Annotated in this window: 20 protein-coding genes; 12 read left to right on the top strand and 8 right to left on the bottom strand. The window is 65.4% G+C overall.

Translation table 11 applies throughout. The annotated features are described in order from the left end of the window. Positions 1–86: 86 nt before the first annotated feature. The 3 genes from KF871_RS13615 to KF871_RS13605 are packed head-to-tail and all read left to right on the top strand — an operon-like array spanning position 87 to position 3,238. Positions 87–1,661 carry a CHASE2 domain-containing protein gene (locus tag KF871_RS13615; protein ID WP_291143377.1) on the top strand — a complete coding sequence of 525 codons (1,575 nt, stop codon included), beginning with the start codon at positions 87–89 and terminating at the stop codon, positions 1,659–1,661. A 54-nt stretch (positions 1,662–1,715) separates the two neighbouring features. Further along, the gene (locus tag KF871_RS13610; protein ID WP_291143374.1) at positions 1,716–2,138 is read left to right on the top strand and encodes a hypothetical protein; all 423 of its coding nucleotides are present in this window, start codon (positions 1,716–1,718) and stop codon (positions 2,136–2,138) included. Further along, positions 2,138–3,238 carry a M48 family metalloprotease gene (locus KF871_RS13605; RefSeq protein WP_291143371.1) on the top strand — a complete coding sequence of 367 codons (1,101 nt, stop codon included), beginning with the start codon at positions 2,138–2,140 and terminating at the stop codon, positions 3,236–3,238. The genes KF871_RS13610 and KF871_RS13605 overlap by 1 nt, the downstream gene beginning before the upstream one ends. Positions 3,239–3,244: 6 nt before the next feature. Here KF871_RS13605 and KF871_RS13600 read toward each other — a convergent pair whose 3' ends face one another. Further along, on the bottom strand, positions 3,245–4,486 hold the full coding sequence (locus KF871_RS13600; protein WP_291143368.1) for a YihY family inner membrane protein: 1,242 nt from the start codon (positions 4,484–4,486) through the stop codon (positions 3,245–3,247). 38 nt (positions 4,487–4,524) lie between these two features. On the opposite strand from KF871_RS13600, the gene KF871_RS13595 reads away from it, so the two are divergent. Genes KF871_RS13595 through xth form a run of 7 tightly spaced genes read left to right on the top strand, consistent with a single transcriptional unit; the run spans position 4,525 to position 10,379 of the window. Continuing rightward, positions 4,525–4,971 (top strand): DUF2069 domain-containing protein, encoded by a 447-nt coding sequence (locus tag KF871_RS13595; protein WP_291143365.1) that lies wholly within the window; start codon positions 4,525–4,527, stop codon positions 4,969–4,971. Next, complete coding sequence (locus KF871_RS13590; protein ID WP_291143362.1) at positions 4,968–6,389, top strand: FAD-binding oxidoreductase; 1,422 nt, start codon at positions 4,968–4,970, stop codon at positions 6,387–6,389. Before KF871_RS13595 ends, KF871_RS13590 begins: the two co-directional genes overlap by 4 nt. Next, positions 6,386–7,321, top strand: a complete 936-nt coding sequence (locus KF871_RS13585) for a lytic transglycosylase domain-containing protein (protein ID WP_291143359.1) — start codon at positions 6,386–6,388, stop codon at positions 7,319–7,321. Before KF871_RS13590 ends, KF871_RS13585 begins: the two co-directional genes overlap by 4 nt. Before the next feature lie 51 nt (positions 7,322–7,372). Further along, positions 7,373–8,209, top strand: coding sequence for a thymidylate synthase (locus tag KF871_RS13580; protein ID WP_291143356.1), 837 nt, complete (start codon positions 7,373–7,375; stop codon positions 8,207–8,209). A gap of 8 nt (positions 8,210–8,217) precedes the next feature. Further along, positions 8,218–9,102, top strand: coding sequence for a DMT family transporter (locus KF871_RS13575; RefSeq protein ID WP_291143352.1), 885 nt, complete (start codon positions 8,218–8,220; stop codon positions 9,100–9,102). Between the two features lie 4 nt (positions 9,103–9,106). After that, a complete protein-coding gene (locus KF871_RS13570) occupies positions 9,107–9,598 on the top strand; it encodes a dihydrofolate reductase (RefSeq protein ID WP_291143349.1) in 492 nt (163 codons plus the stop codon). A gap of 16 nt (positions 9,599–9,614) precedes the next feature. Beyond that, a complete protein-coding gene (xth, locus tag KF871_RS13565; RefSeq protein WP_291143346.1) occupies positions 9,615–10,379 on the top strand; it encodes an exodeoxyribonuclease III in 765 nt (254 codons plus the stop codon). A gap of 35 nt (positions 10,380–10,414) precedes the next feature. Here the strand turns inward: xth and ntrC are convergent, their stop codons facing one another. The 6 genes from ntrC to KF871_RS13535 form a co-directional block, all read right to left on the bottom strand. After that, entirely contained in the window at positions 10,415–11,980 is a 1,566-nt protein-coding gene (gene ntrC / locus KF871_RS13560) for a nitrogen regulation protein NR(I) (protein WP_291143344.1), read from the bottom strand. 43 nt (positions 11,981–12,023) lie between these two features. After that, the gene (gene glnL, locus KF871_RS13555) at positions 12,024–13,076 is read right to left on the bottom strand and encodes a nitrogen regulation protein NR(II) (RefSeq protein WP_291143586.1); all 1,053 of its coding nucleotides are present in this window, start codon (positions 13,074–13,076) and stop codon (positions 12,024–12,026) included. 162 nt (positions 13,077–13,238) lie between these two features. Then, positions 13,239–13,733, bottom strand: coding sequence for a hypothetical protein (locus tag KF871_RS13550; RefSeq protein ID WP_291143342.1), 495 nt, complete (start codon positions 13,731–13,733; stop codon positions 13,239–13,241). A gap of 151 nt (positions 13,734–13,884) precedes the next feature. Beyond that, complete coding sequence (gene glnA, locus KF871_RS13545) at positions 13,885–15,300, bottom strand: type I glutamate--ammonia ligase (protein ID WP_291143339.1); 1,416 nt, start codon at positions 15,298–15,300, stop codon at positions 13,885–13,887. A 204-nt stretch (positions 15,301–15,504) separates the two neighbouring features. Next, the gene (locus tag KF871_RS13540) at positions 15,505–16,317 is read right to left on the bottom strand and encodes a molybdopterin-binding protein (RefSeq protein ID WP_291143336.1); all 813 of its coding nucleotides are present in this window, start codon (positions 16,315–16,317) and stop codon (positions 15,505–15,507) included. After that, positions 16,314–17,201 carry an EI24 domain-containing protein gene (locus tag KF871_RS13535; RefSeq protein ID WP_291143333.1) on the bottom strand — a complete coding sequence of 296 codons (888 nt, stop codon included), beginning with the start codon at positions 17,199–17,201 and terminating at the stop codon, positions 16,314–16,316. The genes KF871_RS13540 and KF871_RS13535 overlap by 4 nt, the downstream gene beginning before the upstream one ends. A gap of 53 nt (positions 17,202–17,254) precedes the next feature. On the opposite strand from KF871_RS13535, the gene KF871_RS13530 reads away from it, so the two are divergent. Further along, positions 17,255–18,079 (top strand): alpha/beta hydrolase, encoded by an 825-nt coding sequence (locus KF871_RS13530; protein WP_291143330.1) that lies wholly within the window; start codon positions 17,255–17,257, stop codon positions 18,077–18,079. Positions 18,080–18,290: 211 nt separating this feature from the next. Further along, positions 18,291–19,028: a hypothetical protein gene (locus KF871_RS13525; protein ID WP_291143328.1), complete on the top strand. Its 738-nt coding sequence runs from the start codon at positions 18,291–18,293 to the stop codon at positions 19,026–19,028. A gap of 16 nt (positions 19,029–19,044) precedes the next feature. Here the strand turns inward: KF871_RS13525 and KF871_RS13520 are convergent, their stop codons facing one another. Next, positions 19,045–19,779: a 16S rRNA pseudouridine(516) synthase gene (locus tag KF871_RS13520; RefSeq protein ID WP_291143583.1), complete on the bottom strand. Its 735-nt coding sequence runs from the start codon at positions 19,777–19,779 to the stop codon at positions 19,045–19,047. Between the last annotated feature and the right edge of the window lie 3 nt (positions 19,780–19,782).

Below are 19,782 nucleotides of genomic sequence, written 5' to 3'. Positions count from 1 at the left end.
GCGATTGCCCTCAAGAGCATCCCGCCCGATCAGGCGGCCACACCCAGCACTTGACGACCATTGATCCTCCGGGGAGGAGATCGATCGTGACGCACGCGACCAACAACGTCGACGACGAGGACGGCGATGGTGAGGACGATGCCCACAGCCATGGGTTCTCGTGGTGGCACCTGTTGGTGGCCGCGATCTTCATGGCAAGCCTGCTGCACCTCTCCACGGTGAAGTGGCTGTTGACACCGCTTGAGGTCCCGACGCTTGCGACCTTCAATCTGGCGAGCCACCTTGCGCGCCCGAGCGCCTCTTTGCAAGACCCGGTGTCGGTCGTAGCGGTCCTCATCGATCGGTCCAGGTACGAAACGAAATACGCCGGCACGAGTCCGCTGCCCAGACAGGCGCTGAGCGAAGACTTGGGCTACCTGCTCTCCAGGCCGGGCGTGAAACACATCGTGCTTGACCTGGACGTTTCGCCTTCGGCACGCGCGCACGTTGACAAGGCTTTCGACACGGAGGAGAAGGCGTTGCACGCGCTGCTGAAACGCAACGCCACTTCGTTGACGCTCATCGCCCCGCGGACGGTGACCAACCCCGAGCTGCAATCCAGGCGCGCGGCGTGGTTGATCGAGATGTGTCGGGCCGGTGTTGCCATCGCTGACCCGAGGCTGCACCCCACCTTGGGCATGGTCACCCGGTCGATGGCCTACGACGCATTGACCGTTGGCGTCGGCCTGCGCGCCGGTGCGGGTGCGAGGGGAGATCTGGGCAATCTTTGCCCGTCGATCGGCGGCAGCGAAGAGCTTGCTCGGGCCCTGGTGAACCCCGATAGCGGGTCGACCACACTCGATCAGCTTGGAGAGCAGGTCACGAAACGGTACCGGCCCAACGGCAAATGCGTGTCCTCGCCTTGCCCAGACACGCAAGCGCGCATCCTGCCGTTCCACAAGTCGCTGCACCTGACGCGCGTCGCGCACTGGTGCCCCGACACCTTGCCCACGCAAGTCCCGGCGCCCAGGATTCGCCTCGACTGCGCCAGCCAGGAGGATGTCGGTCAGGAGATCGATTGGCGCAATACATCCGTAGTGTTCGGCAGCGGCTCCGACCCAGCCGATCAGTTCATCACCCCATTGGGGGTGCGCAGCGGTGCCGAAGTGCATGCCATGGCCGCGTCCGCAGCGCCCGTCAACGAGAACTCTTTGGTCAGCTTCCTGATGGATGTGCTGTTTGGCGTGCTCTTCGGTGCGCTGGCACATCACTGCTGGCACGTCTGGTTCGACGCGCGTCGTGACCAGGGCAACCTGATCGGGCTCATTCCTCTGAAGTCACACAACGCCTGGCTGGCACTGGTTGCTCTCACGCTGGGGCTCGCGATGGCCGCCATCGGCGGCGTGGCGATTGCCGCATACGCGCTGCACCAAAGCGACTTGTGGGTTTCGCCAGTGCCCGTACTGGTCGGCATGACGATCGATGGCTTCGTCACGGCGGGCGTGCAGTCGGCGCCGCTGACCCCTGCATCGGCGAAGGAATCCCTGATTCTGAGCCTGCGCCGCCTCGGACAAGGATTGGGGGGCGACCTCTGGAGCTTGCTGCATGTGTTTCTGTATGCCGTTCCCAAGGTGATTTACCTCACCGTGGTCATTGCGGCCGCCCTGCACCTGGCGCACTGACTCGAAAAGAAAGGAGCCGCCGTGCGACACACCCTCGCCCTTTGTGTTCTCGCCATGTCGTCGACGCTGCACGCAGCATCCGATGCAACAGCGCCCTGCGACCCGGCCAGGCAAATCTCGGTCACCCACGAAGGACAGCCGCTGTGGAAGGCCTTGCTTGAGAGCGTTGGCATCAAGGCCCTGCAGCCCGACAAATGTCGATCCATGATCGCTGTGCTCAAGATGGCCACCAGCGCCCGCGTGCATGGTGGCTCCCAGCTCAAGACATCCACCGGCGTTGATGCGGCACAGGCCGCACAGGAAGAATCCCAGCTGCGGGCCGATGCAGCCGTCGCTGCGGAACTGGCATCGATCTCGGCGCTGCCCGACCCGCTGGAACGCACGATGCGGGAGGCGGCACTCTTCCACGGCAAGGGCGCCTACAGTGCGCGCGACCTGCGCCTGGTCAAGGCACGAGAACTGGCAGGGACCCCATGATGAACACAGGGATGCCTTGGGCGCGTGGCGCCGCAGTTGCGCTGCTCGCGTGTGCGGCGCTGGTCGCCGCGGCGCAAACCAAGCCTGGCGAGCGCATTCAAGTCGGTCGAAAGGCGGTGTCGCTGGCCTCCATCGATGGCGACGGCAAATGCACCAAAATGGTGGCGCCATTCGACCTGAGCAGCAACTTCGTGGAGCTCACCCGCGTTGGGTTCACCGAAGGCTTTCGATCCATTTTCAATCTTGGGCAAACCGCAGCCGCGCCTGGCGGGTACAAGGTCTCGGCGGCCGTGCGCACCGCCGCCGCCCGCATGAACTGGCTTCCGATGCCTCTCGAAGTGGCCTACGGCGAGCACTACCTCGGCGTCATTCGGGACAGCGGCAAGCTGATCGAACGCGAGGACGACCCCAAGCTCTACGCAGCGGCGGACACCTTGATGCAGCGTGCAACCGAAGGCATCGGCGAATCGCATCCGTACCAGTTCCAAGTGTTCGTCCGTGCCTCGAACGAAGGCAACGCCATGGCTCTGCCGGGTGGCTTCATCTTTCTGGACAGCAATCTTCTCAAGGATTCGCGCAAGTACAACATGGCGCATCTGGCCTTCGCCCATGAGATCGCCCACGTCTTGCAGCGACACGAAACGCGCGCCCTTCAGGCGCGCATCATCGACACCCTGGCCTTGTCCATGAGCCTGACCGAGTTGATGGAACAACTCACCAACATCAGCCAGGGCCAGACAGAAGTGCTCAAGACGGTCGTTTCGGGCAAGCTGCAATTCGAGCGCCACAAGGTCCACCAGGAACTGCAATCGGATGCCTGCGCCGTGCGAATCACACAGCGCATGTTTGACGACGACGCCCGCTTGTACAGCGCGGTTCGCGACTTTCTGGCCTCGCTACCCCCTGCCATCGGCAAGGATCACGCTGATCTTGCAGTGGTCACCAGTACCAATCTCGCGGATGTGGCGGCCATCGTCGAACGACCCGTGGACCGCCACCCATCGACCGGAGAGCGTGAGGCCTTGTTCAAAGACGTCTTGAGCGAGCTGAAGGCCGGTGGGGTCAAGGCGGCGACCAAGCTGCCTCCGTCCACCCGATGAGCCCGCTCAGCGCAACCGCAACGGCTCGGGCAACGCTTCGGCCACGGTCATGGCGGCCCAGCGGCTTTGGTCCCACAGCCTCGACGTCGCGCTCTGGCGCGACAGCAGCAGCCGCTCCATCAACGGGCCAAGCGCGGTTTGCGTGGGATCGATGAGCAGCACATAGCGCTCGGCGTCTTCGTCAAGACGACCGAGCCAGTCCAACGCCACGAGCGCGGCCACCGGTTCCTCGAGTTGCAGGGCTTCCACGCGCAGCGAGGCCGCCAATGACTCGAGGCTTTGCCCTCTGGGTGATTCGGTTCGTGCGGCATCCAGTTGCGCCATCACCTCCAAGGCCAGCTGAAAGTTCCAGCCCGGCGCGTCGGCACGCCGTGCCACGCCAGTGAGCAGGCTGGGCAGGTAGGCGGTGATGACCGCGCCCAGCAACACGATGACCCAGGCCAGGTAAATCCACACCAGCAGGATCGGCGCGGTCGCGAAGGTGCCGTACAGCACCGAGAACGTGGGAACCTGCTTGAGGTACCAGGCCAATCCTTCCTTGGCCACCTCCAGCGCCACGGCGGCAAACAACCCACCCAGCACCGCATGGCTCCAGCGCACGCGGGTGTTGGGCACATAGCGATAGAGCGCGGCCATGGCGCCGGTCGACAGGGCCAGTTGCAGCGAGTCGATCAGGAAACGCACCGGCGCCGGCAAGGCCGCCATGGCGCGGGCGCCGCCCACGGCATAGGTGGTGGCTGCGACGCTGCCGGCCAGCAACAGGGGCCCCAGCGTCAGCACGGCCCAGTACACCAGCACGCGCTGCGCGATCGGCCGCGGCTGGCGCACCCGCCAGATGTCGTTGAGCTTGCGATCGATGGTCAGGATGAGCGCCAGCGCCGTGACCAGCAGCACCAAAGCGCCCGCACCGCCCATCTGCGTGGCCTTGGCCGCGAACTGGTTGAGGTAGCCCAGCACCGGTCGCGCAATGCTCTCGGGCACCAGGCTTTCAACCAGGCTGCGCTGCAGCAGCCGCTGCAGTCGATCGAAGGTGGGAAAGGCACTGAAGATGGCCAACGCCACGGTGAACAAGGGCACCAGCGAAATGGTGGTGGTGAAGGTCAGGCTGCTGGCAGTAATGCCCAGCCGGTCTTCGCGAAAGCGCTCCCGCAGGGTGATTGCCGTGGTGCGCCAGGGGAAATTGAGCGCGGCTTCCCACACGTCGTGGGCCAGCGCACGCAGCGCGTCAAGGCGGTCGGCAAGGGTCATCCCGGTATCATGCCAGCCTCGTTTTCTGCAGGGTCCGCATGTCGTCCGTTTCCGCCGCCACCGCCTCTCGCGTGGCCTTCACTCGTGCCCTGGCAGTGGCCAGCCTGGTGGGCCTGATCGCCGTCGGTCTGGCCTGGGAACTGTGGCTGGCGCCGCTGCGCGAAGGGGGCTCCTGGTGGGCCATCAAGGTGCTGCCGCTGGCCCTGCCGCTGGCCGGTCTGCTCAAGAACCGCATGTACACCTACCGCTGGGTCAGCCTGCTGGTGTGGCTGTACTTCACCGAGGGCGTGGTGCGTGCCACCAGTGGCGAAAGCGCCATGTCCACGCTGATGGCTGTGCTGCAGACTGTGTTGTGCATCAGCCTGTTTGTGGCCTGCGCCCTGCACGTGCGCATTCGCCTGCGCGCCGCCGGCCCCGACGCGGTTGCCGCCGACGTGGCCGCTGCCAACGAAGCCGCCGAACGCGCCGCGGCGCCCCGTCCATGAAGTCCGATCTGCTGGATGCCCTGCGCACCGCCGTGGGCGCCGCCAACGTGCTCACCCGCGACACCCACGATCTGGCCGCTTATGAACGCGACTGGCGCCAGCGCGCCCATGGCCGGGCGCTGGCGGTGGTGCGCCCAGGCAACACCGCCGAGGCGGCCGCTGTCGTGCGCGCCTGTGCGGCGCACGGCGCCACGCTGGTGCCGCAGGGGGGCAATACCGGGCTGGTGGTCGGATCGGTACCCGATGACAGCGGCACCCAGGTGGTGCTGAGCCTGCAACGCATGAACCAGGTGCGCGCCATCGACCACGCCAACCTGACCATGACGGTGGACGCCGGCTGCGTGCTGCAGGCGGTGCAGCAAGCGGCCGAGGCCGAGGGCCTGCTGTTTCCCCTGAGCCTGGCGGCCGAAGGCAGCTGCACCATCGGCGGCAACCTGGCCACCAACGCGGGCGGCACCCAGGTGCTGCGCTACGGCAACGCGCGCGAGCTGTGCCTGGGCCTGGAGGTGGTGACGCCCGATGGCGACGTCTGGAACGGCCTGAGCGGCCTGCGCAAGGACAACACCGGTTACGACCTGCGAGACCTGTTTGTGGGCAGTGAAGGCACGCTGGGCATCATCACCGCGGCCACGCTCAAGCTCTACCCGCAACCGGCCGCCACCCTCACGGCCTGGGCGTCGGTGCCCTCACTGCAGGCGGCGGTGGCGCTGCTCGGACTGGCGCAGCAGCGCCTGGCCTCCGGGCTCACCGGCTTCGAGGTCATGGGGCAGTTCGCGCTGTCGCTGGTCGATCGCCACATGCCGCAGTTGCGCGTGCCGCTGTGGCAGACGGCGCCGTATTGCGTGCTGCTCGAGAACAGCGACAGCGAAAGCGAAGACCACGCGCGCACACAGTTCGAAGGGCTGCTGGAGGCCGCCATCGAGCAAGGCCTGGTGAGCGACGCCGTGGTCGCCGAATCGATCGCGCAGGCGCATGGCCTGTGGCACATCCGCGAGAACATTCCGCTGGCGCAGGCCCAGGAAGGGCTGAACATCAAGCACGACATCAGCATTCCGGTCTCGCGCATTCCGGCCTTCTGCGATGACACCGACGCCTTGTTGCAGCGCGAGATTCCTGGCGTGCGGCTGGTCAACTTCGGGCACCTGGGCGATGGCAACCTGCACTACAACGTGCAGGCGCCGGCCGGCGCAGATGCCAAAAACTTCCTGATCGAGCAGGAAATGTGGGTCAACCAACTGGTGTTCGACCAGGTCGCCCGCTACGATGGCTCGATCAGCGCCGAGCACGGTGTGGGCAGCCTCAAGGCCGAGCACCTGACCCACTTCAAGGACCCGGTGGCGCTGACGATGATGCGCCGCATCAAACAGGCGCTGGACCCCCACAACCGCTGCAATCCCGGTCGCGTCCTGTTGCCATGAAGCCCACCTCGTTCGCCGTCGTTGCCTGCCTGGCGCTGCCCCTGCTGGGCGCGCCGGTGCGCGCGGCGACACCGGTCGACCCGGCCTTGCGCACCCACTGGCGCGAGCAGGCGATCGCGCTCGAACACGGTGAGGGTGTGCCGCGCGACGTGAGCGCCGCCGTGCAGCTCTATTGCCAGGCCGCCCTTGCGGGCGATGCGGTGTCCGCCTACAACCTCGGCTGGCTCTATGCCAACGGCCGCGGCGTGCCGCGCAACGACGGTTTTGCCGCCCACTGGTTTGCCCGTGCTGCCCTGCAAGGGGACACGCAGGCCCAGGCCATGTTCCAGCGCATGAACACCCCGGCCGACAAACCCGACTGCGTGCGCGAGGCCGACGCCCACGAGGCGCGCACCGCCGCCGAGCAGGCCGAACGACAACGCCTGGCCGATGAATTGCTGGCCCGGCGCACCGCCTACCGCGCACACATCGACACCCCCGAGCAACAGCGCGTGATGAAGATCGTCGACCGCCTGGCACCACGCTTCGGCCTGGAGCCGGGCTTGGTCTACGCCATCATCCGCGCCGAGTCCAATTTCAATGCCCAGGCCGTGTCCGACAAGAACGCGCAGGGCCTGATGCAGCTGATTCCCGAAACGGCGGCGCGGTTCGCGGTGCGCAAGCCCTTCGACCCCGAGCAGAACATCCGCGGCGGCATGGCCTACCTGCGCTGGCTGCTGTCGTACTTCCGTGGGCAGGTGCCTCTGGCGGTGGCCGCCTACAACGCCGGCGAAGGCGCGGTGGACAAATACGGCGGCGTGCCGCCGTTTGCCGAGACGCGCGACTACGTGCAGCGCATCCAGCGCTACTTCGCGCTGCTCGAACACCCGTTCGATCCGACGCTGACCTCGCCATCGCCCCTGCTGCAGCAGACGGTATCGGCCCGGCCCTGACGGCCGGCAGCGGCGCCGAGGCACAATGCCGGCTTGCCTCGACGAGCCGCCATGACGCCCTCCCGCCCCATCCGTTCCCAGTACGAAGACTTCATGCGCCACGTGTTCACCACGGGCGTGCCCAAGACCGACCGCACCGGGACCGGCACCGTGAGCGTGTTCGGCCACCAGATGCGCTTCGATCTGAACGAAGGCTTCCCGCTGGTGACCACCAAGAAGGTGTTCACCAAGGCCATCATCGTGGAGCTGCTGTGGTTCCTGCGCGGCGACAGCAACGTCAAGTGGTTGCAGGAGCGCGGTTGCACCATCTGGGACGAATGGGCCCGCGAAGACGGCGACCTGGGCCCGGTCTACGGCGTGCAATGGCGCAGCTGGCCCACGCCGGACGGCGGTCACATCGACCAGATCGCCGAGGTGGTCAAGCAGCTCAAGACCAACCCCGATTCGCGCCGCATCATCGTCAGTGCCTGGAACGTGGCCGACCTGAACAAGATGGCGCTGATGCCCTGCCACGCGTTCTTCCAGTTCTACGTGGCCCCGTCGGAGACGCCCGGTGGGCGGGGCAAGCTCAGCTGCCAGCTCTACCAGCGCAGCGCCGACATCTTTCTGGGTGTGCCGTTCAACATCGCCAGCTACGCCCTGCTCACGCACATGGTGGCGCAGCAATGCGACCTTGAGGTGGGCGAGTTCATCTGGACCGGTGGCGATTGCCACATCTACAGCAACCACCGCGAGCAGGTGCAGGAGCAGCTCTCGCGCACGCCCTTCGCCTATCCAACGCTGAAGATCAAGCGCCGCCCGGCGTCGATCTTCGACTACGCGCTCGACGACTTCGAGATCGTCGACTACCAGCACCACGCCGTCATCAAAGCCCCGGTCGCGGTCTGAGCGCCCCCATGCTCAGCCGCCGACAGCTTTGGGCCCTGGTGGGTCTGACCCTCATGTGGGGGGTCAACTGGCCGATGATGAAGCTCTCGCTGCAAGAGCTCACACCGCTGTACTTTCGCGCCAGCACCATGTGCCTGGGCGCGCTCTGGTTGTTCGTCTACGTCGCACAGCACGGCGAGCGCATGTGGCCCCGCGGGCGCGAGTGGCTCACGATTGCCTGGCTGGGCCTGCCCAACATTCTGGGCTGGCACACGCTCTCGATCTTCGGCGTGAAGGAGCTGGCGTCGGGGCGTGCGGCCATCATCGGCTTCACCATGCCGATCTTCACCGTGTTGCTGGGCGCTTTGTTCTTTGGCGAGCGCGTCACGCCGCGCGTGCGCCTGGCGGTGGTATCGGCCGGCATCGCCATCGGCCTGCTGCTCTGGCACGAGTTGCAAAGTCTCAGCGGCCGCCCCGCTGGCATTGCCTGGATGCTGGGTGCCGCGGCCTGCTGGGGCCTGGGCACCCTCACCTTCAAGCGCGCGCACTTTCAGCTCACGCCCATGGTGGTCACGGTGTGGATGCTGCTGCTGGGCAGCGGCGTGTTGTGGGTTCTGGCCATCGCCCTGGAGCCAGTGCCCGCGCCGCAGCGTTTCAGCCTGCCGATGTGGCTGGCCCTGGCCTATGGCGTGATCATCAACTACGGTGTGGCGCAGCTGATCTGGTTCGGCTTGGCGCGCCACTTGCCACCGGCCACCAGCGCCATGAGCGTGATGGCGATCCCGTTGGTGGGCACGCTGTCGGCCACCTTCATCGTGGGCGAAATCCCGCACTGGCAGGACTGGCTGGCGATCCTGTTCGTCATGGTTGCCATCGCCAGCGTGCTGTGGCCCACCCGCGCCGCCGCACAATGACGCCATGGCACGACTGAACCTCATCTACGCGCGCGCCGCCAACGGCGTCATCGGCAAGGACAACGCCATTCCCTGGCGCCTGCCGGAGGACATGGCGCACTTCAAGCGCACCACGCTCGGCGCGCCCGTGATCATGGGACGCAAGACCTGGGACTCCCTGCCGCCGCGTTTTCGCCCCCTGCCCGGGCGAAGCAACATCGTGCTCTCGCGCGACGCACAGTGGCAAGCGGCAGGGGCGTCGACCGCGGCGTCCCTCGATCAGGCCATCGCCAGTTGCGGTGACGTGCCCGAGATCTGGGTGATCGGCGGCGCCCAGGTCTACCGACTCGCACTGCCGCACGCCCAGCGGGTGGTGGTGACCGAAATTGCCCAGGCCTTTGACGGTGACGCGCACATGGATGCGCTCGGCCCCGAATGGGCGGAAACCGCGCGCGACAGCCAGACAGGCGCCAACGGCCTGCCATTCGCCTTCGTGACCTACGAACGTCGACCCTGAAGGAGAGGTGACACCGATGAAACTGGCGACCTGGAACGTCAACTCCCTGGCCGTGCGATTGCCGCAGGTGCTCGACTGGCTGGCTGCCAATCCGGTCGACGTGCTGGCCTTGCAGGAGCTCAAGCTCACCGACGACAAGTTCCCGGCACAGGCCTTTGCCGACGCCGGCTACCAGGCGCAATGGCATGGGCAAAAGACCTACAACGGCGTCGCACTGATCACGCGTTCGCCGTCGGCCGATGTGGTCAAGAACATTCCAGGTTTTGAGGACGAACAGGCACGCCTGATCACGGCCACGGTGGACGGCGTGCGGGTGATCGGCGGCTACTTTCCCAACGGGCAGGCGCCAGGCTCCGACAAGTTCGCCTACAAGATGCGCTGGCTCGAGGCGCTGCGGGAATGGGTGCGCAACGAACTCATCGCGCACCCGGCGCTGGTGCTGATGGGCGACTACAACATCACCTTCGACGACCTCGATGTGTGGGATCCGCAAGGCCTGCGCGAGACCATTCACTGCACCACCGAAGAGCGCACCCACTTGCAGTCGCTGATCGGCCTGGGACTGAGCGACGCCGTGCGTTTGTTTCCGCAACCCGAGAAGAACTACTCGTGGTGGGACTACCGCGACCTCGCCTTCCGGCGCAACCGCGGCCTGCGCATCGACCACATTCTGGTGAGCGAGGCCATCAAGGCGCGCGCCAGCGCCTGCGCCGTGGACAAGCTGCCCCGCAAGAACGAACGCCCCAGCGATCACGCGCCGGTGGTGCTGACGCTGGGCTGAGTCGCCCGGCGCCCGCTGGGCGCCAGCGAGCGGCCTCACTCCAGGTTGAGTTCCTGGATCTTGCGGGTGATGGTGTTGCGCCCGATCCCGAGCTTGTGCGCGGCTTCGATGCGCCGCCCGCGCGTGTTGGTCAGCGCCGTCTGGATCAGCTTGGTCTCGAAGCGCCGGGTCAGTACGTCCCACACATCGGTGCGCCCCGTTTCCAGCAAGGCCATGGCCTCGGCCTGAAGACCGGACTCCCACGAGCCGGGCACGCCCTCGAACACCGTGGAAGAGGTAGCCACAGGCGTCAATGAGCTGGCAGGCGTGACCACCGGCACATCGCGCGCAACGTCTGCTGCCGAAGACGCAGACGGAGGTGAAGACAGGGGCGCAGCGGGCGCCAACGACGCCGGTAGCGTGGACTGGACGGATGCCGCCAACTCCGTGCCACCCACGGCGCCAAGCACCTCCGGCGGCAAGTCCTTCGACTCGATCACCTGCGCCGGTGCCATCACGGTGAGCCAGTGGCAGATGTTCTCAAGCTGGCGAACGTTGCCCGGGAAATCGAAGTTGCCCAGCAACTTGAGCGCCGCGTCCGAAATGCGCTTGGGCTCCACACCCAGCTGCTTGGCGCTTTGCTGCAGAAAGAAGCGCGTGAGCATCTGCACGTCCTCGCGGCGCTCGCGCAAGGCCGGCAAGCGCAGGCGGATGACGTTGAGCCGATGGAACAAGTCCTCGCGGAACACGCCTTCCTTGACGCGCTGCTCCAGGTTCTGGTGGGTGGCCGCGATGACCCGCACATTGGCGCGCACCGCGCTGTGGCCGCCAACGCGATAGAAGTGCCCGTCGGACAACACGCGCAGCAAGCGGGTCTGCAGATCGAACGGCATGTCGCCGATCTCGTCGAGGAACAGCGTGCCGCCGTCGGCCTGCTCGAAGCGCCCGCGACGCATGGTCTGCGCACCGGTAAAGGCGCCGCGCTCGTGCCCGAACAGTTCGCTCTCGAGCAAGTCCTTCGGAATGGCCGCGGTGTTGATGGCCACGAAGGGCCCGTTGGCGCGCGGCGAGTGCTTGTGCAAGGCGCGGGCCACGAGCTCCTTGCCCGAACCCGATTCGCCCGTGATCAACACCGTCACCTGGCTCTGGCTGAGCCGGCCGATGGCACGAAACACATCCTGCATGGCCGGGGCCTGGCCCAGCATTTCGGGCGCGGCGCTGAGGCGTTCTTCCGACACTTCTTCGCGCTGGCTTTCATCCACTGCCCGGCGAATCAGCTCAACCGCCTTGTTCAGATCGAAAGGTTTGGGCAGGTACTCGAACGCGCCGCCCTGAAACGCCGAGACGGCGCTGTCCAGGTCGGAGTAGGCGGTCATGATGATGACTGGCAGCGAGGGGTAGCGGACTTTGACCTTCTCGAGCAGGTCCAGCCCCGAGCCACCGGGCATGCGGATGTCGCTGACGAGGATTTGGGGGCCCTCGCTCTCGGGCGTATCCGCCAGGGCCTTGAGCACGTCGGTGGCGCTGGTGAAGCTGCGCGTGGGCAGGTTCTCGCGAAGCAAAGCCTTCTCAAGCACGAAGCGGATCGACTGATCGTCATCCACTATCCAGATCGGCTTCATGTATCGGTGGTCCCTTCAGGTCTCGCAGCGCGGTTGGTATCGATCAAGGCAACGGAATCAGGATCTTGAAATCCGTGTGACCCGGCACGCTCTCCACCTCGATCAGGCCATGGTGCTGCTGCACGAAGGTCTGCGCCAGCGTGAGGCCCAGTCCGGAACCACCATCGCGACCCGACACCAGCGGGAAGAACACCCTGTCCTTGATCGAGTCCGGCACGCCGGGCCCGTTGTCGATGACATGCAATTCCAGTGCCAGCCGATAGCGCTGCTTGCCAAAGGTGAGCTGACGGCCCACGCGCGTTCGCAAGGTGATGCGGGCGTCACCCGCCTCGATGCGCTCGGTCAGCGCCAGCGCAGCGTTGTGCGCGATGTTGAGCACGGCCTGAATGAGTTGTTCGCGATCGCCCCGGAATTCGGGGATCGAGGTGTCGTAGTCGCGCACGACCTTCAACCCACGCGGGAACTCGGCCACGATCAGCGAACGCACCCGCTCACACACCTCGTGGATGTTGACGTCGCCCACCACATGCGGACGACGGTGCGGCGCCAGCAGGCGGTCCACCAGTGACTGCAGGCGGTCGGCCTCGTGCACGATCACCTGCGTGTACTCAATGAGCTCCTTGCTTTGCAGTTCCATCTGCAGCAGCTGCGCCGCGCCGCGAATGCCGCCCAGGGGATTCTTGATCTCGTGGGCCAGGTTGCGGATGAGCTCCTTGTTGGCCTGGGCCTGATCCAGCAGTCGCTCCTCGCGCTCTTGGCGGGTCTGTTGCTCCTGCGGCAGCAGCTCGACCACCACTTCGCCTGTCTTCTCGGTCTGTGCCACCACCACGTGCACCGGCAGCGGCTCATGGTTGAGTCGACGCAGGAAAGCGTCGTAGCGCAAGGCGGCAAACTCGTTGCTGCGCGCGCCTTGCAGGGCGTTGTCGAGCAGCACGGGTTCGGTGAAGCAGTCCTGCAGCCGAACGCCCGCCAGGCTGCGCCTGGAAAGGCTGAGGGCGTCCTCCAGCGCAGCGTTGGCAAACACCACGTGGCCCTCGGCATCGACCACCGCCACCAAGGTGGCCAGCAGATCCAGCGCCTGCAATCGCGCGGCCAGATCGGGGTTGGAACGGGCATCGCTCGCCCGGCCGTTGGTGCGGCGAGCGGCGAGACTGAAAAGAGAGAAGGCGTCGGGCTTTTTCAAGCCGTCAATTGTGCGGCAGAAGTTCGGGAGAGGTGCGGCAGAACCCGCCGCCGCCCGAGGAAGCCCCAGGGGACTTCAGTTCGTGGCACCGCCCATGCGCTGCAACTCCCTGCGGATGCCGGCCACGTCGTTCTCGGCACGCGTCACCGCGTCTTTGAGTTCGGCCACGCGGTCCAGGTAGCGTTGGTAGTTGCGCGACTCGATGCCTTGCTTCTCAGGCTCGCCGTTGGCGTAAGCCTTTTGCGCAGCCGCCAGACGCTCTTCGGCCTTGCGCAGTTCTGCCTCCAGCGTGGCGCGGGCGTCGGCATCACGCTGACGCTGCGCCGCGTTGTCGACCCGTGGCGCACTGGCGGGCGAGCTCGGACGCGCTGCCGGCGACGGCTTGGTGCCCTCGATGATGGTGATATTGCCACCCTGCAGCGGCGTGCAACCACGCTGCTTGGCCACCGCGGCGTTGTTGGTGTACTCGTTGCCGCACCGGTAGATGGGCTCCTGAGCCAAGGCCGGCCATGCAGCAATCAGCACCAGGCTGGACACACCACAACGGACGAAGCGGGACTGGACAGACAACGGGTCACCTCCTGAATGCGAACGCGAGGCAGTATGACCGAAATGCCACGCAAAAGTGCCGAGGGCTCACCCGCATCGACGTGCGCCCAAGAAAAAGGGACGGCCGGAGCCGTCCCTTCTGGTGAGCCGACGCCGCATGCGCGGCGCGCGATCACAGGCTGTAGTACATGTCGTACTCGACCGGGTGAGGCGACATGCGGAAGCGGGTCACTTCGTTCATCTTCAGCTCGATGTAGGCGTCGAGCATGGAGTCGGTGAACACGCCACCCTTGGTCAGGAACGCGCGGTCCTTGTCGAGGTAGTCCAGCGCCTGGTCGAGGCTGGAGCACACGGTCGGGACCAGCTTGTCCTCTTCCGGCGGCAGGTGGTACAGGTCCTTGGTGGCGGCTTCGCCCGGGTGGATCTTGTTTTCCACGCCGTCCAGGCCCGCCATCATCAGGGCCGAGAAGGCCAGGTAGGGGTTGGCCGAAGGATCGGGGAAGCGTGCCTCGATGCGGCGACCCTTGGGGTTGGCCACGTACGGGATGCGGATCGATGCCGAGCGGTTGCGCGAGCTGTAGGCCAGTTTCACCGGAGCTTCGAAGCCGGGCACCAGGCGCTTGTAGCTGTTGGTGCCGGGGTTGGTGATGGCGTTGAGCGCGCGAGCGTGCTTGATCACGCCACCGATGTAGTACAGGGCGAACTCGCTCAGGCCGGCATAGCCGTCGCCCGCGAACAGGTTCTTGCCGTCCTTCCAGATCGACTGGTGCACGTGCATGCCAGAGCCGTTGTCACCGGCGTAGGGCTTGGGCATGAAGGTGGCCGTCTTGCCGTAGGCGTTGGCCACGTTCCAGACCACGTACTTCAGCACCTGCGTCCAGTCGGCGCGCTCGACGAGCGTGCTGAACTTGGTGCCGATTTCGTTCTGGCCTGCGCCCGCCACTTCGTGGTGGAACACTTCGCAGGGGATGCCCAGCGACTCAAGGATCAGCACCATCTCGGCGCGCATGTCCTGCGTGCTGTCGACCGGGGGAACCGGGAAGTAACCACCCTTGACGGTGGGACGGTGACCGCGGTTGCCGCCTTCGAGCTTGGCACCGCTGTTCCAGGGGGCTTCGTACTCTTCGATCTCGTAGAACACGCGGCCAGGCTCGTTGCTGAAGCGCACGCCGTCGAAGATGAAGAACTCGGGTTCCGGTCCGAAGTAAGCAGTGTCGCCCAGGCCGGACGCCTTCAGATAGGCCTCGGCGCGGCGGGCAATGGAGCGCGGATCGCGGTCATAGGCCTTGCCATCACTGGGCTCGACCACGTCGCACTGCAGGAACATCGTGGTCTCTTCGAAGAAGGGGTCGATGTTGGCGGTGTTGGGGTCGGGCATGAGCTGCATGTCCGAGGCTTCAATGCCCTTCCAGCCGGCGATGGACGAACCGTCGAACGCGTGGCCCGAGCTGAACTTGTCCTCGTCGAAGGCCGAGATCGGCACGGTGACGTGCTGCTCTTTGCCGCGGGTGTCGGTGAAGCGGAAGTCGACGAATTTGACTTCGTTCTCCTTCACCATCTGCATCACGTCTGCGACGGTCTTTGCCATCAAATGCTCCTGTGTCTCTGTGGAAAGGTGGATAAAAAAATGGGACGCCCGCCGGCATGCAGGTTCCATGCCACTCGAACGCCGTGGACACGGCGTTCAGACGCGCCGGAGATTATGGCGCGTGAACGACTTGAGCCCGCGCCAGGACTGGACCCAGCCACCATCGCACCTTTTCAGTGCTCGCCCAATCTTGGTGCATCGCGCTCAGCGCACCATTTCGGGGCCAAGTTCGGCGCCATGGCCCCTGAGCCCCGCGAGCAAAGCCTCGAAAGCGGGCCTCACTTCCTCAGGCGGGCCTTTGACGCCCAGTTCAATGTGGCGCCCAAAAGTGGGGTGGTCCACGCTGGGCAGGCTGAACACCTTGACCCCGTGCGTGGCTTCGATCTGAAGCATCAGCGGCGTCAGCGTGGCTTCCATGGCGCCCATGACGATCACAGACCGCTCCTGAAACGCGCTGATTCGGTGCAGATGCGCATACCGATGATCCAGCAGGGCCTCAATCATCGGCCAGGCCATGACCGGAAACCCCGGGACGAAATGCACCTGCGCCCCACCCGGCCCGACGCAGCTGAACCCGGGAATCTTGTTGTAGGGGTTCTGGATGATCTCTGCCCCAACCGGGAAGACACCCATGTTGTAGCGGTGCACGTTGTCCGTTCGTTCAGGCTCGAAGGCCACGCCTTGTTCGGCCGCCACGTCGCGCATGCGTGACTCGATCAGGCGTGCGGCCTCGGGGTGCAGTGCCAGCTCCACGCCAAGAGCGCGCGCCGCGCATTGGCGCGTATGGTCGTCGGGGGTGGCACCGATGCCGCCACTGCAAAACACCACACCCTGCCCCGCAAAGGCGTCGCGCAAGGTGGCCGTGATGCGATCGGGATCGTCTCCTACCACCTGCGCCCAGGCCAGGGAAAGACCGCGCGCAGCCAGCAGCTCGGCCACCTTGGGCAGGTGCTTGTCCTGGCGTTTGCCCGAGAGGATTTCGTCGCCGACGATGATCAGGCCAAACGTGGTGCTCATGGTGTCGTAGGGGGTTCGGGCAGGGAAAGCGCCGCAGGCGGGGTCGCATCGTGTGTGAGTGCGGGCTCCGGATCAAGGACCTCGACGCTGGCCGTTGCGCGCATGCGCTCCAGCGCCGCCAGCGCAAAATGCGCGAACCACAACGACGCAAACGCAAACACCAACGTGTAGATCCAGATGGCGGCCGGCACCAGCAGCGGCGCCAAGGCAATGAACATGGCGCCGGACGCCCACAGCAAGCTGGGCGCCGCACCGAGGTAGCCGCTGAGAACGCCCATCACCAACAAGGTCGCACGGTGCTCGCGCAAGATGTGGCGGCGCTCATCGGCACTGGCGTGCGTGGCCAGTGCGTCAAACGCAAAAACCCGGTAGGTGAGCCACCCCCAGATCAATGGGGGCAGCACCAGTACCAGGGGCGGAATCAGCCACAACGGCATCGACAACACCAAGGCCACAACCGCCAACAAGGTTGAGCCAAGCGACCAGAAAATGCTCACCAGCACCGAGCCACCGTGCAGCTTGGCAAGGGTGGGGAAGCGGCGTTGCCCAACCAGATCCACCATGGCCGGCGTCATGAACGAGGCCACCAGCAGCAGGCACAACACGACGATGGCAGGCGTGGCCAGCACCAGCACGATCATCGGCGCGAACACCGCACGCAAGGACCCCAGCCCCATGCGCTCCAGCCAGCCAAGGAAGGCCTGAATCAGGTCGAAGGCCTCGAACCAGGCGGCCACGGCGGCCACCGACGAGTCCCAGAAGAAATACCCAAGTGCGAAGGACACGGCGACCATCAGCACCAGCGGGAGAAAGGAAAGCGCAATCACCCGGGGGTGAAGGCAGTAGGCAACGGATCGCCAGAAGGCGTCGAACATGGCTCGCATGAGCGAAGAATACCTTCAGCAGGCGACATTGCCTTCTCGCTAGGATGGCGGCCATGAACTCGGTCGACATTCACGGCGTGCAACTGGAAGTGGCCCACATCCCCGGGCCTTCGGATCGGCCCCCAATGGTCTTTCTGCATGAAGGCCTTGGTAGCGTTTCACTGTGGACGCAGCGTGGTGTGTGCTGGCCCGCCCAGCTGTGCGAGGCAACGGGGCGCGCGGGGTGGATGTACTCGCGCCGCGGCTATGGGCAGTCCGATCCGGTGGCGCAGGTTCGTGGGCCGGCGCGCATGGAGGGTTTCTGGCACGTTGGCAGGCACGAACCCGACTACATGCACCGTGAAGCGCTGGACGTGCTCCCGCTGGTGCTGGCGCAACTGGGCATCGAACGGCCGGTGCTGGTCGGCCACTCCGACGGCGCCACCATCGCGTTGCTGCACGCGGCCCGTTTTGATGTGAGCGCGTGCGTGGCCATCGCACCGCACGTCTTCGTCGAGGACATGTCGGTCCAGGCCATCGCTCAGGCGCGTGAGGCCTACATCGCTGACCCGGACTCGCCGACCGGGTTGCGCCAGCGACTCGCGCGCCATCATCGCGACGTCGACAACGCGTTCTGGCAGTGGAACGACGTCTGGCTGAGTGAGGCGTTTCGCACCTACGACATCGTGGATGAGTGCTCGCGCATTCGCGCCCCGCTGCTGGTGGTGCAAGGCGAGCAGGACGAATACGGAAGCCTGCAACAAGTGGAATCTGTGCGACGTGCCGTGCCGCACAGCCTTGCCCACACCCTGCCCGATTGCGGTCACAGCCCCCAGCGTGATCAACCGCACGCGCTGACCACACTGCTTCAGGCATTCGTGAATTCCGTCCCGAATTGAACGAAGCGTTACCTCAGTTTGGGGATAGATTGCCTGCGACTGGAATCCCAGAATCCACTCGCCCCGCCAGTTGGCGCCGCAGCCAACGCGCCACAGTGCACCCCCCGAAACCTGAAGGAAGTCACGGCTCCCCGGGTTAATCCCCCGGCAGTGCAAAGCGTGACGGCGGACATGTATACACTTTGATACAAGTCTGGCAAATCGCCCCTCCATGAACACTTGGAACCAACCCTGGCTGCTTGTAGCCCTCGCCCCCGCCCTGCTGGCGGTGGGTGCGCTGCTGCACCGGTTCTGGGCCGCGCGAAAAGCCCGGGAGAAGCGTCGCATTCCGAAACACTGGCCACTGGCAGCGCGCCCACTGGCCAACAGCGAGGAAGCCAGGGTCTGGCATTGGCTGGCCCGTGCCTTCTACGACCACCACGTGATGATCAAGCTGCCGGTAACCCGTTTCACGCTGCCTCGCCAGCGCGAAGAAGGTGTGGACTGGTACAAGCTGCTGGGCGGCGTCTACTGCACATTTACAGTCTGCAAGTCGGACGGGCGCGTGGTCGGCTGCCTCGACGTCCCCGGAGCGGCGGGCATTCCGCGCAGCACCCGTGCGCTCAAGCACTCGCTGCTCAGCCAGATCGGCCTGCCCTATTGGGTGGTCCGCTCGAACAGCCTGCCCACCGTTGCGGAGATCCGCGCCGAATTTCTGGGCGAGTCGGAGTTCAACCGAGCCATGCGCGAGCGCGAGATGGAAGAGCGCGCCATCATCGCGGCCCAGGCCAACCTGCGCAGTGCCATCAATCGCCAACGCAGCACCCGTTCCAACAGCGACTTTGGCCCCCTGTCGAACTGGCCCAACAGCGTGCCAGCCGATGCGCGCAGCAGCGACTTCCACTCCCAGTGGCAGGACAACAACTCGTTCCTGATGCCTCTGGACAGCCGCAAAGGTGATCTTCTTTGAGCTCAAACCGACGCGATCACCGCGGCGGCTGCCTCAACAATTGAACCTCGTCAGCGCTGAGCCAGCGCCATTGACCAGGTGACAGATCATCAGGCAACACCACTGCGCCAATGGCCGAGCGATGCAATTGCTCCACGCGGTTGCCCACCGCCGCAATCATGCGTTTGACCTGGTGGTATTTCCCCTGGGTCAGTACCAGGCGAAGACTGCAATCGCCAGTGGCATCCGCCTTGGCCGCTTTGACGGGGCGGGGGTCGTCATCCAGAACCACCCCCGCTTCCAGCCGGGCACACGTGTTCGCTGTCAACGGATGCCGCAAGACCACTTCATAGACTTTGGGAACGTGGTGCTTGGGCGAGGTCAGGCGATGAATGAACGCACCATCGTCCGACAACAGCAAAAGGCCGGTCGTGTCCTGGTCCAGGCGCCCCACCGCTTGCACGCCGGCGGCCGCTCCACCTCCGCGCTGGCGCAAGGGACCAGGCAGGAGGGTATAGATGCTGGGATGCGACGAAGCGCGCTGTGAACACTCATAGCCTGCCGGCTTGTTCATCATCAAATAGGCGCGTTCCTGCCACATCCATTGCTGCCCGTCCACGCGAAAGCGCAGGGAATGGGGATCAACGAATTCATCTGGGTCCAGCGAAGGATCGATGGCGTCGCCCACGACCACCAGCCCCTGTTGAATCAGGCCACGACAGATTCGACGGGTTCCAAAACCCTGCGAATACAACACTTCTTCCAAGCGCAACAT

The organism is Hydrogenophaga sp. (genome assembly GCF_019635465.1).
In the GTDB taxonomy this organism is placed as follows: Bacteria; Pseudomonadota; Gammaproteobacteria; order Burkholderiales; family Burkholderiaceae_C; genus Hydrogenophaga.
Note: the sequence above shows the minus strand (reverse complement) of the source record. Positions and strands in the feature narration are given on the sequence as shown.